Below are 14,797 nucleotides of genomic sequence, written 5' to 3' on the forward strand. Positions count from 1 at the left end.
ATGGGCGATACCGATACCAAGGACATCAAGAAGGGGCTCGACGGCGTTGTCGTCGACTACACGGCCGTCTCGAAGGTCAATCCCGCCACCAATTCCCTGCTTTACCGCGGCTATCCGGTCCAGGAGCTCGCGGCCAGCAAGAGTTTCGAGGAGGTGGCCCTCCTGCTGTGGAACGGCGACCTCCCCAACAAGTCCGAACTGGCGGAGTTCGTCGCCTTCGAGCGCGCGAACCGGTCCATGCATGCGAACGTGAAGGCGGCCATCGACCTGCTGCCGACCACATGCCACCCGATGGACGTGGCGCGCACCGCCGTCTCGGTGCTGGGCGCCAACCATCCGCTCGCGGAGGACTCCTCCCCGGAGGCCGAACTCGCGAAGGCGAAGTCGCTGCTGGCCGCATTCCCCGCCGCCGTCGCGTACGACCAGCGTCGACGCCGCGGACTGGATGTGGTGGAGCCGCGGGAGGACCTGGACTATTCGCAGAACTTCCTGTGGATGACGTTCGGCGAGGAGGCTGTACCCGAGGTCGTCGACGCGTTCCGCGTCTCGATGGTCCTCTACGCCGAGCATTCGTTCAACGCCTCGACCTTCACCGCCAGGGTGATCACCTCCACCCTGTCGGACTTGCATTCGGCGGTCGTCGGCGCCATCGGCGCCCTGAAGGGCCCGCTGCACGGCGGGGCCAACGAGGCCGTGATGCACACGTTCGAGGAGATCGGGATCCGCAAGGACGAGTCGCGGGAGGACGCCGCCGCCCGAGCCAAGGCCTGGATGGAGGAGGCCCTGTCCCAGAAGAAGAAGGTCATGGGCTTCGGCCACCGCGTCTACAAGAGCGGCGACTCCCGTGTGCCGTCGATGAAGGCCGCGCTCGACCGCATGATCGAGCACTACGGCCGGGCCGAGATGCTGGGTCTGTACGACGGGCTGGAGCAGGCGATGGGCGAGGCGAAGAACATCAAGCCGAACCTCGACTACCCCGCCGGTCCGACCTACCACCTCATGGGTTTCGACACGGCCATGTTCACTCCGCTGTTCATCGCCTCGCGCATCGCCGGGTGGACCGCCCACATCATGGAACAGCGCGCGGCCAACTCGCTGATCCGCCCGCTTTCGGCCTATAACGGACCGGACCAGCGGTCCGTCTGACGGACAGCGACATCGCGAAAGGAGGCCGTGCGGCGATCGCCGCGCGGCCTCCCTCGTTTCCCCGCGCGTCGGTCAGCCGAAGCGCAGCGACTGTGCAAAGCGGACCGTGTCGGCCCAGGACTGCGACTTCACATAGGCCTCAAGCTCGGCATCGGATTCGAACCCGAGCCGAGCGGACATGCCCTGCGCCACCACGAACGTCCCGTCGACCTCCAGGAGGCGGTCCACCTCGCACAGCGCCCCCGCCGCCGGCTGTCCGGCGCGCACAAGTCCCACAAACGACCAACTCCCGACGGCGTTCGTGCCCGTCATGAGTGCCACCTCAAGCGACCCAGCGTCGTCCTTCGCGGACACTGCCTCACTCGCGTGGATGCGGTACGTCTCCCCACCCTGTGCGCAGGTTCCGCCCGCGGAGGGATCCGCGCTGAAGCGTTCGAGAGTCGCGGTTTGGGCACCGTAGCGGTCGAAGAACACGAGAAGCTGCGACGGCGCACCCTCCGGATCGGCCTCGCGCACCACCCAATCCGAACGGTGCTCCACACTGAAGCCCGAGGGGCCCGTGTCGAGACCAGTCCAGTCGTCCTGCGGTTCGTCCGGCGCCCACGTCGCCGTGTTGGGGCCCAGGAGGCTCTCGGGATCGTCGATCTCGATTCCGAACGAATCGAGCACCGCGTCCGCCTGTTCCCGGGCCGTGCGCCCGTCCGGGTCGCCGAAGTGGCGCATCGATGGGAACGTTGCCACCTCCTGGTACGTCTCGGTCCCCTCGCCGCCGGTCCCACTGTGGTCGACGCTCCACCGTTCGCCGTCCCAACTCGCCAGGTAGAGGCCCGCGAAGGTGTCGCCGTGATCGGCGTCGAAATGGGCGAGATCCGTGAAAACCGTGAAGGCCGCATGGTCCCCGACGCAGCCCACGGCCCGGTTGACGTCCGGATCGCCTTCCAGCGGGGTCGGCGGCGCGTCACCGGTGACGGGCGCGATCAGCACGGTGCCGACGTCCAGCGAACGGCATGCCTGGGAATCGTCCCAGTGGACGTTGGGGTGCGCGGGGAGCAGGCCGTTGGGCAGTTCCTGCACCGTCGGTGTCCCGGACTGCGTGGGTGAGGGCCCGGCGGGCGGCGCCGGCTCGGGCGTGCCCGTGCCGAAGGGGTTCAGGACCGTGGCCACGACGACGGCGGCCGCAGCGGCCAGCCCCCGGCCGTCCACCACAGCGCGCGGCGTCCCCGTCGCCCGGATTCGGCGTCATGCGGCCCCGTTCGTTCCACAATCAGGGGGGTCGGCTCGCCGAGTTCCAGTGGACCGGGCCGACCCGCTCCCTCGCGGCCCGCGGGGTCGGCCGCGGAAATCAGCTCTTCGATGCGGTCCATCAGAGGGTCCCTCCTTCCATCAGTTCCCGTGGCGCTAGCCTGGCGAACGCCTTGCGTGCGCGCGACAGCCGGGTTTTCGCGCTGTCGACGGTGCAGTCCAGGAGTTCCGCGAGATCGATTCCACGCAGCCCGTCCCAATACGCCAGCATCAGTACCTCGCGGTCCCGCGCGCTCAGCTTGTCGAGGACGTCCCGGACAATTTGTTCCGGTCCGTGGTCGGCGGACCGCAGCGCCACCAGCGCCTCGTCACGCGCCTTCGATTCCAGCCGGCGCCGGCGGCCGGTCGAGCGTTGCTCGTTCGCCACCAGGTTCCGTGCCGTCACCAGCAGCCATGGAAGGGCGGCATCATCCTGGGCGATGCCGCGTTGCCACGCGATCCGAAACACGTCGTTGGCCAGTTCCGCGGCGACGTCGGGCGCGGGAACCCTCCGGTAGATGTAACGGTAAACGGCAGTCGAATGCAGGCGATGGAGGTCTTCGACGTCCAGCGTCTTCCGGTCGATCACGGTGCCCCCTTCGACGGTCTCCCCCGCGGAAACCCCTGTGCCTATCTATGTCCGGCAACGCCGCCAGGGTGACACGTGTCCGTCTTCCCCACCGTGGCGCGTTGCGGCGAGTCCGCGACGCGACGATCGGTCACGGTGTACCCCGCGACGCTCTCGTTGTCCCGGGACAGCACCACGTGGACGTCCAGGGCTCTCCCCTCGATGAGCGGTACCAGCCAGCGCGGGGAGTCTTCCCACATCCGGTCGGTCGGGAGCGCGTCCGCGGGATGCCAGGCTCCGTGGAGTTCGTCGGTGTCGCGCAGCGTCCCCGCGGTGTGCGGGGCCAGCATCACGGTGCATTCCATGTCCGCCTGCGGCTGGGAAGGGAATTCGAAGCGGATTCCGGCCACCTCCCGGAGCGCCCCCGGATCGGTGGTCAGCCCCGTCTCTTCGGCCAGTTCCCGTGCGGCGGCCACCGCCGCCGATTCCCCGGGTTCGATCTTTCCGCCCGGCAGGACGACCTTCCCGGCACCAAATCCGCGCTGTTTGTCACCCAGGAGGACGCTGGTACCCCCGCGATCGCGACGCAACACGAGGCAGAGGACGACGGCGGTGCTCATGGCCCCAGTGTAGGCACGGTCAGCGGGCCCGCGGGTGTGCCGCCGCGTAGACTTCGCGCAGGGTGTCGGCGGTGACCAACGTGTAGACCTGCGTCGTGGTGACGGAGGCGTGGCCCAGCAGCTCCTGCACCACCCGCACGTCGGCCCCTCCTTCCAGCAGGTGCGTGGCGAAGGAGTGCCTCAGCGTGTGCGGCGAGACCGTCTTGGCGATTCCGGCGCGCTCGGCAGCGGCCTTGAGCGCGGTCCAGGCCGACTGCCGGCTTAAGCGACCGCCACGGGCGTTCAGGAACAGGGCGGGGGTTCCCTTGCCCTTGGCCACCAGCGCCGGACGGCCGCGCACCAGATAGGCCTCCAAGGCCGACAGTGCGTACGAGCCCAGTGGAACGACCCGCTCCTTGGATCCCTTGCCGGTCAGCCGGACGACGGCGGGGCCGTCGCTGGGGCGCTCGAGGTGCAGGTCGTCGACGTCGAGCCCCACGGCCTCGCCTATTCTGGCTCCGGTGGCATAAAGGAACTCCAGGAGTGCCCGGTCCCGTTGCCCGGTCTCGGTTTCGGTCGGCACGGATTCGAGGATCGCGCCCACCTCCGCGACGGTGATGGCCTTGGGCAGGCGCTGGCCCGCCGCGGGCGGCCGGAGGTCGGACGCGGGGTTGTCACGCGTCGTCCCCTCGAGGGCCCAGAAGCGGTGCAGCCCGCGCACCGCAACGACACACCTCGCCGCGGACCGCGCGCTCAGAACCGATCCGCCGTCGGCCCCGTCCCGGAGGGCCTGCGCAAACGCGGTGAGGACCGTCCGTTCGACGTCGTCCGCCGCCTCGATCCCTTGTGCCGCCAGGAACGCGGCGTAGCGTCCGAGGTCGCGGCGGTACGCCGAGACGGTATTGGCGGCCATGCCCCGCTCCACCGCGAGGTGCTGAAGGTAGGCGGCCATCTGGCGGCCCGGTCGGGTGGATTCGAGCGCTGTGTGCGTCGTGTGCGCGGCGGGCGCGTCGGAGCTCGATGCGGACATCAGTGGGCCTACGGCGCGGACGGCGACACGGGCGGCGACGACCGCCGCATCCGGGGGTGGGCCTCCCACGGCGCGTCCGCTGGACGCAGCCTGGCAAAACCGTCCGCGGCCGCGGCGTGGCAGGCCAACAGGCCGGCGACCGCGGAAGGGTTGTGGATGCGTCCGTCGAGGACCGCGGTCACGGCGTCGCCGAGCGGCATCCATGCGACCGGCATGTCCGCTTCCTCGTCGGTGCGCACGTGCCGCTGGTTCTCCGGCACGGGCGCGGGACCGCGCGCGAGGTAGATCCGGATCGCCTCGCTGGAGGAGCCTGGCGAGTTGAACACGTCAACGAGGGTGTGCCATGTCGCCGCGGTCAGATCTGCCTCTTCAGCGAGTTCGCGCGCCGCCGCCAGCCGCGGGGCCTCGCCGTCGACGTCGAGCAGCCCCGCGGGGACCTCCCAGAGCGTCATGCCCACCGGATGGCGGTATTGGTTGATCAACAGGACGCGCCCGCGGTCGTCCATCACGACGACGGCGACCGCGCCCGGATGGTCGATGTAGTCGCGCACCAGTGGCGCCTGGTCCTCCGCAAACCGGAAACTGTCCTGGACGACGTTCCAGATCCGTCCCTTGTAGACGGTCTCCGAAGACAGCAGACGGCGGGGGCTCGCCTGGTCGGCCAGCCCTCCGCCGTCGGCTTCGGCCATGTCTACCGACCGGCCTTCTGGTGCTCGAGCGCGGCCTTGACCAGCCCGGAGAACAACGCGTGGGGCCGGGTCGGACGCGAGCTCAGCTCGGGGTGCGCCTGGGTCGAGACGTAGTACGGGTGCACGTCCCGGGGCAGCTCGACGTATTCGACCAGTTTGCCGTCCGGGGAGGTTCCGGAGAAGGCCAGTCCCGCCGCGGCGATCTGCTCCCGGTATTCGTTGTTGACCTCGTAGCGGTGGCGGTGGCGCTCGGAGACCTCGGTCTTGCCGTAGGTTTCGGCCACGACGGACCCCTCGGCGAGCTTCGCCTCGTAGAGGCCCAGCCGCATCGTTCCGCCCAGGTCGCCCTTGCCGTCGACGATGTGGAGCTGCTCGGCCATCGTCGCGATCACCGGGAATTCGGTGTCCGGTTCGAACTCGGTGGAGGACGCGCCCTCAAGCCCGACGACGTTGCGGGCGTACTCGATGACCATGGACTGCAGGCCCAGGCACAGGCCCAGAGTCGGCAGCTTGCTCTCGCGGGCGAACTTCAGCGCGCCGAGCTTGCCCTCGAGCCCGCGGATGCCGAACCCGCCGGGCACGCAGATCGCGTCCACGCCGGCGAGGGCCTTTTGGGCCCCCTCCAGGGTCTGGCAGTCGTCCGAGGGAACCCAACGGATGTTGACCTTGGCCTCGTTCGCGAAGCCGCCGGCGCGCAGGGCCTCGGTCACCGAGAGGTAGGCGTCGGGCAGGTCGATGTACTTGCCGACCAGGGCGATTTCAACATGGTGCTTGGGGTGGTGGACGGCCTCGAGCAACCGGTCCCACTGGCGCCAGTCGACATCCTTGAACTTCATGCCCAGGGTCTGCACGATGTACGCATCCAGGCCCTGCTCGTGGATGACGACCGGGATGTCGTAGATGCTCGGGGCATCGGCGCAGTTGATGACGGCCTCGGGATCGACGTCGCACGTGCGCCCCAGCTTGATGCGCATCTCCTCGGGGATTTCTCGGTCCGAGCGGATGACCAGCGCGTCCGGCTGGATGCCGATGGAACGCAGCGCCGCGACCGAGTGCTGCGTCGGCTTGGTCTTGAGCTCCTGGCTGGGTCCGATGTATGGAACCAGGGAGACATGCACGAAGAAGACGTTGTTGCGTCCGATGTCCTGACGGACCTGGCGGGCGGATTCGAGGAAGGGCTGCGACTCGATGTCGCCGACCGTTCCGCCGATCTCGGTGATGATGACATCCGGGGCCTTCTTACCCTCGGACGGGAGGCGCATGCGGCGCTTGATCTCGTCCGTGATGTGGGGAATGACCTGAACGGTGTCGCCGAGGTAGTCGCCGCGTCGTTCCTTCTCGATGACCGTCGAATACACCTGACCGGTCGTCACGTTGGCCATGCCGTCGAGGTTCTCATCGAGGAAGCGCTCGTAGTGGCCGATGTCGAGGTCGGTCTCGGCTCCGTCGTCGGTGACAAACACCTCCCCGTGCTGGAAGGGGTTCATCGTGCCCGGATCCACGTTCAGATAGGGATCCAGCTTCTGCATGGTGACGGATAGGCCGCGCGCCCGAAGCAGGTGACCGAGGCTCGAAGCCGTCAGTCCCTTGCCTAGGGACGAGGCGACACCGCCGGTGACAAAGATCTGCTTGGTAGTTTCGGAGGACCGGGAATTACGGGAAAATGTTCGCTGCACCACGGAATTCGAGCCTATCATCATTTTCGCCGGACGGATTTGGGGATCACTCTACTGGACGGCCTCAACGAAGCGCCGCGACCGCCTGCTGGGCATCGTCGAGAAGCTCCTCGGCATGGGCCTGGGCGGTGTTCGAGTCTTCCTGTCCGGCCAACATCCGCGCCAGTTCGCGCACGCGCTCGGCCCCGTCAAGGAGCACGACGTCGCTCGCGGTGAAGCCCGCGCCGCCGTCGGCCCCGGCATCGGAGTTCTTGATCACGCGAATGTGGCGGTCGGCATACGCCGCCACCTGGGGCAGGTGCGTCACGACGATCACCTGTACGTGGCGGGCCAGCATCGCCAGCCGTCGGCCGATTTCGACGGCGGCCTTACCTCCCACCCCGGCGTCCACCTCGTCGAACACAAACGTCGGGACGGGATCGACCTCCGCCAGCACCACCTCGATGGCCAGCATGACGCGCGAGAGCTCACCCCCGGATGCGCCCTTGCCCAGCGGGCGCGGCGCGCTGCCGGCGTGGGGCCGCAACAGCATGCGGATCTCGTCCCGTCCATGGCGTGCCGGTTCGGCGGCAGGCACGACCTCCACGACGAACCGCGCGTCCGGCATCGCCAGCGCGGCGAGTTCGGCGCTCACGCGGTCGGCGAGTTCCCCCGCGGCCCGGATCCGCAGGTTGCTCACGAGGGAACCGAGGGAATCCAGGCGTTCCTGGAGGTCCGCCTCCTCCGCGGTCAGGGCCTCGATCCGACCGGTGTCGTCCTGCAGCTCCGCGAGGCGCGTTCGGGAGGACGCCGCCCATTCCAGGACCTCGTCGATGCTGGGGGCGTACTTGCGGATCAGGGCGTTCAAGTCGGCCCGCCGGGACTCGATAGCGCCCAGTTGCTCCGGCCCTTCGGAATCCAGCGACGCGGCGTAACTGGCCAGATCGGCGGACACGTCCGCCATGAGGAATCCAATCTCCGCCATGCGGCCAGCCAGGGCCTTGATCTGGGGGTCGTCGTCTTCCACCTGCTCCAGTGCCCGCTTTCCCGCGTCCACGAGGCTCACCGCGTCCGGTTCTCCACCGAACTCGTCCGAGGAAAGCGCGGTTCCCGCGGCGGCCGCGGCGAGTCTCAGACCCTCCACGTTGGAGAGCTTCTGGGCGTCCGCCTTGAGAGTCTCGTCCTCGCCCGGCTGCGGATCGACGCCGTCGATCTCCTCCAGCGCCAACTGCAGCGACTCGGCCTCGCGGACCCGTTCGCGCGCCTGCGCGACGAGCTCCTCGAGGGACGAACGAACGTCCCTCCAGCGGTCGAAGGCAGCGCGGTAGTCCCCCAGTGCCCCACCGAGTTCCGCCCCCCCGAACTTGTCCAGCGATTCCCGCTGCGCGACGGCACCCTTGAGCCGGAGTTGGTCCGTCTGCCCATGGACGGCAACGAGGGAATCACCGATCTCCGCGAGGACGCCCACCGGTGTGGACCGCCCGCCCACGGCGGCCCGGCTGCGGCCCTCGGCGCTCAGGACGCGGGCGATGATGAGCTCGGCGCAGCCGTCGTACTCCTCGACGAGCGCGCCGGCCTCCTCTGCCCTGGCCATTGCGGGGCTTCCGGCCGGGAGCCGGACGGTCGCCTCGGCGACCGCCTGCTTGGACCCGTGGCGCACGGCACCCGGATCGGCACGTTGGCCCAGGAGCAGGCCGAGCGCGGTGACGACCATGGTCTTGCCCGCGCCGGTTTCACCGGTGACCACGCTGAGGCCGGCGCCCAGCGGCAACGTGGCCTGTTCGATGACGCCGAGGTCGGAGATCCGGATTTCCTCGATCATGGGCGGGGCTCCGTTTCCGAGCGCGGTTCGTGGTGGCGTGGCTCGACGACGTGGAGCGGGGCGGAGGTGATCGGAAGCGCGCTGGTAGCCGTCATCCGGTCGGCGGACGGGACGGGGCCGCGCCACCCGCGCGTGGGCAGTTCGAACTTGCTGACCAGCCGTTCGCTGAACGGGGTGCGGTTCACCCGCGCCAGCCGCACCGGGGTGGTCGACCGCGTGACTTCCACGCGCGAGCCCGGCGGCAGGTCGATGGTGCGTCGGCCATCGCACCACAGGACGGCCTGCGCATCCGTGCGGGTCAGGATCTCCAGTGCCATGGTGGAGGTCGGCGAGACGACCAGCGGCTTGGCGAAGAGCGCGTGCGCGCTGATCGGAACCATGATGAGGGCCTCGACCTCCGGCCAGACGATGGGTCCGCCCGCGGAAAACGCGTAGGCCGTGGAACCGGTGGGGGTGGCCATGACCATGCCGTCGCATCCGAAGGTACTGATGGGACGGCCGTCGATCTCCATCACGACCTCAATCATCCGTTCGCGGTTGGCCTTCTCCACGGCGGCTTCGTTGAGGGCCCACGTGTGCGCGATGCGGCGGTTGTCCAGCCAGACCTGCACGTCGATCGTCATGCGCTCCTCGACCGTGTATTCCTTGTTGACGACCCATTCGACCGTCTGGTCCAGGTCCGCCCGCTCGCTTTCGGCAAGGAAACCCACGTGCCCGAGGTTGACTCCCAAGAGCGGAACGCCCGACACCCTGACGAGTTCCGCGGCACGCAGAACCGTACCGTCTCCACCGAGCACCATGCCGAGGTCCACGCGGTCCAGTTCGACGTCCTCGTCCAGGATCTCCACCTCGAGCGACTCGCCGTCGACGGCGTTGCGGAGGTTCTGCAGTTCGAGGCGGCGCATGACGGGAATGAGTCCGGCGGCCCGGAGGCTGCGGCAGGTGTCCAGGGCGGCCTGCAGGGCATCCGCACGTCCGGTGTGCGCGAGGACCAGGATCCTTCTCATGCGTTCCTTCCGTCGACTGCCGCGGGGCGAACCCCGAGTTTGGGGGCCCTGCTCAAGAATAGTCAACCTTTGGCAGCGCCGGAGGCTCCGCTGGCGAAAGTGGAGAACCCGCGTGGCCGGGGCGCCGCATCCAGAGGAAGAACTCCACGTTTCCATCCTGACCCGGCAGGGGGCTGCGAGCCAACCCGGCCAGTTCGAGGCCCTCCCGGGTTCCCGCGGCCACCACCCCCTCGACGGCCCGGCGCCTCCACCCGGGGTCGGTCACCACTCCGGTGCGCGCAAGGTTCTCGCGTCCAATTTCGAATTGCGGCTTCACCATCAGCACCAGGTCTCCCCCGCGGCGTGTCGCGGCCGCCAGCGGACCCACCACGAGCCTCAACGAGATGAACGAGAGGTCCGCCACGACCAGATCCACCGGTCCGCCGATGTCCTCCGCCTCCAGGTAGCGAACGTTGACGCCTTCGTGGACATCCACCCGCGGGTCCACGCGCAGTGGTTCGACCAGCTGGCCATGCCCGACGTCTACGGCGACCACCCGGGCGGCCCCTCTGCGCAGGAGGACGTCGGTGAAACCGCCGGTGGACGCGCCGGCGTCGAGGCAACGCCGGCCGGACACCCCCACGGGGCCGAACGCCTCGAGCGCGCCGGCCAGCTTGTTCCCCGCGCGGGAGACGTATTCCTCGCCCTCGGCGGGAAGGACATCGAGGTCGGCGTCGGTTCCAACGGTCCGGGCGGCCTTGTTGGCGCCTTCGCCGTTGACCCTGACCCGGCCTTCGGCGATCAGTTTGGCGGCATGGGTCCGCGAGCGTGCAAGACCGCGGACCACCAGCTCCTGGTCGAGGCGGCTCACGGCTCTTCTCCGTCGTGCTCCTCCAGCGCTGCGCGCAATGCGTCGTGCACGGAGGCGTAGACGGCGGAATGGCCGGAGACCGGCGCTGTCGGCAGCGTTTCAAGCGCCCCGAGTGCATCGTCGACCAACGGATCGCCCGTCGGCTGGTCTCGGGTGGGCAACTCTGCAGTCGTTTCGCGTTCGTTCACGGATCTCCCCGGGTTGGCGTCTCAGAGGTTTCGGTCGGATTGCTACCGCGTCAGGACTGGAAATCGAGGTCGGGCTCGCGCGCGGTCTCCGAATTCGGGTGTGCGTACCACCAGGCCGCACACGCGGCCCGCCAGGAATCGACGTCGTCTTCGGCGCCCGCAACCACCAGCCGGTCGTTTTCGATCCATGCCCGGGAACGGCCGCATTCGAAGTCCCTGCCCGTGGCCTTGATGGCCGGATAGGCGGTGAACAACTCCGTGAGGTTGCGCAACATGAAGTCTGGGCGCTCGGCTGCGCGTGCGGCGAGGATCGAACGGGTGGAATCGATGCCGGTCAGGACGGCCGCCGTCGTGTAGCCCGCCCGATTCCCACCGAGGATGTCGGTGTCGAGACGGTCCCCGACCACTAGCGGTCGGTTGGCCTGCAGGTGTTCCGCGGCGCGCCGGAACATCACCGGCTCGGGCTTGCCGGCGACGCGCGGAATGGCGCCGGTCGCCGCGGCTACGGCGTTGACCAGGGAGCCGTTTCCCGGCGCGATCCCACCGGCCTGCGGAATCGTCAGGTCGGTGTTGGTGGCGAACCACGCCGCGCCATTGGCGATGGCGTAGGACGCCTCGGCGAGGTCCTTCCAGCCGATTGCCGGGTCGAAACCCTGGATCACGGCGTCGGGCCGGTCCTTTGCCGATTCGGCAAACCGGAATCCGCGGCGGGCCACGCAGTCCCGAAGGTATGCGCTGCCGACCACCAGAACGCGGTCCCCCCGGTCGTGGGCCGCCGCCAGCATGTCGGCGCCCGCGTCGGCGGAGCCGAAGACGGTCTCGGCGGTCGCCGGCGCGCCCAGGTGGCGAAGGTGATCCGCCACCGCCGTCGGTGAACGTGAGGCGTTGTTGGTGATGTAGGCCAGGCCCACGCCAACACCAGCGAGGCGATCCAGGGACTCGGTAGCCCCCGGGATCGCCTCGCTGCCGGCATAGACCACGCCGTCAAGGTCCGCCAGAACGGCGTCGAAACCAGTGATCAACATGCGTGCCGAGGGCCTATCGGTTGTCGTCGTTGGTGTCGATCGACGTCGGATCCTGCTCGTCGGCCGCCACGGCGGAATCCTCCGAATCCCAGAATTCCCCTGCGTTGTCGACGCCTTCTTCCTCGTTCGTTTCGGATTCGGCATCCGCCTTGACGTCCTCGGAAACGGCCTCGGCGACGGCACCATCCGAACCGTCGTTCCCCGTGGCGACGTCGGCATCGGACTCGCCGGCCTCGTCCTCGGGGTCGGTCACGGCCTCGGCTCCCAGATCGACGCCGTCGGTGGACGTCAGGCCGTCCTCGGCATCGACACCCGCTACCTCGGCATCGCCGTCGAGGACGTCCTTGACCCGCGGCTTGCGCTCGATGGGCTCGTCGTCCTCGTCAACCAGGTCCATGATCTCGGGTTCGGCGAACTCACCCACGCCGAGGGCGTTTTCGGCGACGACCACCTGCCGGCGCCACAACACCGCCTCGTCGTTCTTCCCCAGAGCCTCGAGCGCGTCCGCATAGACGGCAAAGAGGCGCGGGCTGAAGGAAAACGCCCGGTTGATGTCGAGCTCCGGAATCTGGAGTTCGGCCAAGGCCTGCTCCCGATTGCCGAGATCGGTTTGCGCGCCCGAAGCGACGATCGCCATTTCGACGCGTGCCGGGGCATCGAGCGCGGACGCCTCTTCGCTGTGCGCCGTCTCGAGTGCCTTCTCCGGCTTGCCCAGTCCGCGTTCGCAGTCCGCCATGATCGGCAGGTGGATGTTCGATCCGCTGATGCGACGGTAGGTGCGGAACTCGCGCAGCGCGTCGGCGTACTGACCCGATGCGTAGGCGGTCAGGCCGACGGCTTCCCGCACGACGGCGACGCGTCCCCCACGGCGACTGGCGGCCAGCGCGTGCTCGTGGGCGAGCTCGGCGTCGAGATCGATCAGACGGCCCGCCATCACGAGGTGCTTCGAGACCCAGTCAAGGTTCTTCTCATCCAGGTAGCGGAGTTCGGCCTTCGTGACGCGGTCGAGTTCCTTGCCGGTGACGTCGTCATCGATCTCCGGGGACCGCGGACGGTCAGCGCGGTTCGCGCTCCGCAGGTCGGCTGGGTTGTGCGCGGCGCGCTCACCTTCGGCCACCCCTGGGAACGAACGCGTGTCGTCGCCCGTGTTCTCGCGGCGGTCGTTGTCCTTGCGGAAACCACCCTCGCGGCGGTCGCCCGTCGGACGGTCCCCACCACGGAAACCACCCTCGCGGCGGTCGTTGTCCTTGCGGAAACCACCCTCACGGCGGTCGCCCGTCGGACGGTCCCCACCACGGAAACCACCCTCGCGGCGGTCGTTGTCCTTGCGGAAACCACCCTCGCGGCGGTCGCCCGTCGGACGGTCCCCACCACGGAAACCACCCTCGCGGCGGTCGTTGTCCTTGCGGAAACCACCCTCGCGGCGGTCGTTGTCCTTGCGGAAACCACCCTCACGGCGGTCGCCCGTCGGACGGTCCCCACCACGGAAACCACCCTCGCGGCGGTCGTTGTCTTTGCGGAAACCACCCTCGCGGCGGTCGCCCGTCGGACGGTCCCCACCACGGAAACCACCCTCGCGGCGGTCGCCCGTCGGACGGTCCCCACCACGGAAACCACCCTCGCGGCGGTCGTTGTCCTTGCGGAAACCACCCTCGCGGCGGTCGCCCGTCGGACGGTCCCCACCACGGAACCCACCCTCACGGCGGTCGCCCGTCGGACGGTCCCCACCACGGAACCCACCCTCGCGGCGGTCGTTGTCCTTGCGGAAACCACCCTCGCGGCGGTCGCCCGTCGGACGGTCCCCACCACGGAACCCACCCTCACGGCGGTCACCGGTCGGACGGTCCCCACCACGGAAGCCACCCTCGCGGCGGTCGTTGTCCTTGCGGAACCCACCCTCGCGACGGTCGCCCGTAGGACGATCCCCACCACGGAAGCCACCCTCGCGGCGGTCACCAGTCGGACGATCCCCACCACGGAAACCACCCTCGCGGCGGTCACCCGTAGGACGATCCCCACCACGGAAACCACCCTCGCGGCGGTCACCCGTGGGACGATCCCCACCACGGAACCCACCCTCGCGGCGGTCACCCGTGGGACGATCGCCACCACGGAAGCCACCCTCGCGGCGGTCGTTGTCCTTGCGGAACCCACCCTCGCGGCGGTCGCCCGTGGGACGATCCCCACCATGGAAACCACCCTCGCGACGGTCACCCGTAGGACGATCCCCACCACGGAAACCACCCTCACGGCGGTCGCCCGTGGGACGATCGCCACCACGGAAGCCACCCTCGCGGCGGTCGTTGTCCTTGCGGAACCCACCTTCACGGCGGTCACCAGTCGGACGATCCCCACCACGGAAACCACCCTCACGGCGGTCACTACTGGGCGGACGGCGATCACCGGTAGCGGGACGCTGGCCACGACTCTCGGAATCCGGCTTATTGAACTTACGTGGGCGATCGTCGCCGGAGTTCCTCTGGTCTTCAGCCAAGGTGGCCGTTCCTCTCTGTGGCGCCCGAAATCTGCGCCTGGATGTTATTTCAAATACTGTCGGCAGGATCTGCCTATAATTTCGACTCATTCAATCTTAGTCGAGTCACCACCTGCAGGCAGCCGAAGGCACCAGCTAGTGGCATGATCGCCAGCTTTCGGTGATCAGTGCTTAAACGTCAGGACCCCCAACCATTGGTTGGGGGTCCTGGTAATGATTGTCCGGCGGTGTCCTACTCTCCCACACCCTCCCGAGTGCAGTACCATCGGCGCTGTGGGTCTTAGCTTCCGGGTTCGGTATGGGACCGGGCGTTTCCCCCACGCTATGACCGCCGTAACCCTGTGTCCCGTTCCCCCGGCACCTGGTGGTGTGGGGGTGGGAAATCGTGTGGGTCACGGTTGTTTTCGTGACGTTCCCGCCCACCGTGGCGCGCCCCTGTTGTG

General features: G+C 68.7%; 14 protein-coding genes and 1 rRNA gene. 2 read left to right on the forward strand and 13 right to left on the reverse strand.

What is annotated here, in order from left to right:
• Complete coding sequence (locus AC0QSG_RS05270) at positions 1 to 1,146, forward strand: bifunctional 2-methylcitrate synthase/citrate synthase (RefSeq protein WP_475376864.1); 1,146 nt, start codon at positions 1 to 3, stop codon at positions 1,144 to 1,146.
• A 72-nt stretch (positions 1,147 to 1,218) separates the two neighbouring features.
• Here AC0QSG_RS05270 and AC0QSG_RS05275 read toward each other — a convergent pair whose 3' ends face one another.
• The 12 genes from AC0QSG_RS05275 to AC0QSG_RS05330 form a co-directional block, all read right to left on the reverse strand.
• Positions 1,219 to 2,352: a hypothetical protein gene (locus AC0QSG_RS05275; protein ID WP_475376865.1), complete on the reverse strand. Its 1,134-nt coding sequence runs from the start codon at positions 2,350 to 2,352 to the stop codon at positions 1,219 to 1,221.
• Between the two features lie 157 nt (positions 2,353 to 2,509).
• Positions 2,510 to 3,016 (reverse strand): RNA polymerase sigma factor, encoded by a 507-nt coding sequence (locus AC0QSG_RS05280; RefSeq protein WP_475376866.1) that lies wholly within the window; start codon positions 3,014 to 3,016, stop codon positions 2,510 to 2,512.
• A 41-nt stretch (positions 3,017 to 3,057) separates the two neighbouring features.
• A complete protein-coding gene (locus tag AC0QSG_RS05285) occupies positions 3,058 to 3,615 on the reverse strand; it encodes an NUDIX domain-containing protein (protein WP_475376867.1) in 558 nt (185 codons plus the stop codon).
• A 19-nt stretch (positions 3,616 to 3,634) separates the two neighbouring features.
• A complete protein-coding gene (xerD, locus tag AC0QSG_RS05290) occupies positions 3,635 to 4,624 on the reverse strand; it encodes a site-specific tyrosine recombinase XerD (RefSeq protein ID WP_475376868.1) in 990 nt (329 codons plus the stop codon).
• A gap of 8 nt (positions 4,625 to 4,632) precedes the next feature.
• Positions 4,633 to 5,313, reverse strand: a complete 681-nt coding sequence (locus AC0QSG_RS05295; RefSeq protein WP_475376869.1) for an NUDIX domain-containing protein — start codon at positions 5,311 to 5,313, stop codon at positions 4,633 to 4,635.
• Between the two features lie 2 nt (positions 5,314 to 5,315).
• A complete protein-coding gene (locus AC0QSG_RS05300; RefSeq protein WP_475376870.1) occupies positions 5,316 to 7,010 on the reverse strand; it encodes a CTP synthase in 1,695 nt (564 codons plus the stop codon).
• Between the two features lie 43 nt (positions 7,011 to 7,053).
• Positions 7,054 to 8,790, reverse strand: a complete 1,737-nt coding sequence (recN, locus tag AC0QSG_RS05305; RefSeq protein WP_475376871.1) for a DNA repair protein RecN — start codon at positions 8,788 to 8,790, stop codon at positions 7,054 to 7,056.
• A complete protein-coding gene (locus tag AC0QSG_RS05310) occupies positions 8,787 to 9,797 on the reverse strand; it encodes an NAD kinase (RefSeq protein WP_475376872.1) in 1,011 nt (336 codons plus the stop codon). The genes recN and AC0QSG_RS05310 overlap by 4 nt, the downstream gene beginning before the upstream one ends.
• Before the next feature lie 52 nt (positions 9,798 to 9,849).
• On the reverse strand, positions 9,850 to 10,647 hold the full coding sequence (locus AC0QSG_RS05315; protein WP_475376873.1) for a TlyA family RNA methyltransferase: 798 nt from the start codon (positions 10,645 to 10,647) through the stop codon (positions 9,850 to 9,852).
• Positions 10,644 to 10,835, reverse strand: a complete 192-nt coding sequence (locus AC0QSG_RS05320; RefSeq protein ID WP_435728419.1) for a hypothetical protein — start codon at positions 10,833 to 10,835, stop codon at positions 10,644 to 10,646. Before AC0QSG_RS05320 ends, AC0QSG_RS05315 begins: the two co-directional genes overlap by 4 nt.
• A gap of 50 nt (positions 10,836 to 10,885) precedes the next feature.
• A complete protein-coding gene (locus tag AC0QSG_RS05325) occupies positions 10,886 to 11,860 on the reverse strand; it encodes an HAD-IIA family hydrolase (protein WP_475376874.1) in 975 nt (324 codons plus the stop codon).
• Positions 11,861 to 11,873: 13 nt separating this feature from the next.
• Positions 11,874 to 12,977, reverse strand: a complete 1,104-nt coding sequence (locus AC0QSG_RS05330) for a hypothetical protein (RefSeq protein ID WP_475376875.1) — start codon at positions 12,975 to 12,977, stop codon at positions 11,874 to 11,876.
• Between AC0QSG_RS05330 and AC0QSG_RS05335 the strand changes: the two genes are divergently transcribed.
• Positions 12,951 to 14,501: a hypothetical protein gene (locus AC0QSG_RS05335; protein ID WP_475376876.1), complete on the forward strand. Its 1,551-nt coding sequence runs from the start codon at positions 12,951 to 12,953 to the stop codon at positions 14,499 to 14,501. The genes AC0QSG_RS05330 and AC0QSG_RS05335 overlap by 27 nt on opposite strands.
• A 72-nt stretch (positions 14,502 to 14,573) precedes the next feature.
• Here AC0QSG_RS05335 and rrf read toward each other — a convergent pair.
• Positions 14,574 to 14,690, reverse strand: a 5S ribosomal RNA gene (rrf, locus tag AC0QSG_RS05340).
• Between the last annotated feature and the right edge of the window lie 107 nt (positions 14,691 to 14,797).

This window comes from Arthrobacter sp. LT660 (genome assembly GCF_056172845.1).

Excerpts from the sequence above, each read along its gene's own strand:
- recN (WP_475376871.1), bottom strand. The coding sequence starts at position 8,790 with ATGATCGAGGAAATCCGGATCTCCGACCTCGGCGTCATCGAACAGGCC.
- AC0QSG_RS05325 (WP_475376874.1), bottom strand. The coding sequence starts at position 11,860 with ATGTTGATCACTGGTTTCGACGCCGTTCTGGCGGACCTTGACGGCGTG.
- AC0QSG_RS05295 (WP_475376869.1), bottom strand. The coding sequence starts at position 5,313 with ATGGCCGAAGCCGACGGCGGAGGGCTGGCCGACCAGGCGAGCCCCCGC.
- AC0QSG_RS05300 (WP_475376870.1), bottom strand. The coding sequence starts at position 7,010 with ATGATAGGCTCGAATTCCGTGGTGCAGCGAACATTTTCCCGTAATTCC.
- AC0QSG_RS05310 (WP_475376872.1), bottom strand. The coding sequence starts at position 9,797 with ATGAGAAGGATCCTGGTCCTCGCGCACACCGGACGTGCGGATGCCCTG.
- xerD (WP_475376868.1), bottom strand. The coding sequence starts at position 4,624 with ATGTCCGCATCGAGCTCCGACGCGCCCGCCGCGCACACGACGCACACA.
- AC0QSG_RS05270 (WP_475376864.1), top strand. The coding sequence starts at position 1 with ATGGGCGATACCGATACCAAGGACATCAAGAAGGGGCTCGACGGCGTT.
- AC0QSG_RS05285 (WP_475376867.1), bottom strand. The coding sequence starts at position 3,615 with ATGAGCACCGCCGTCGTCCTCTGCCTCGTGTTGCGTCGCGATCGCGGG.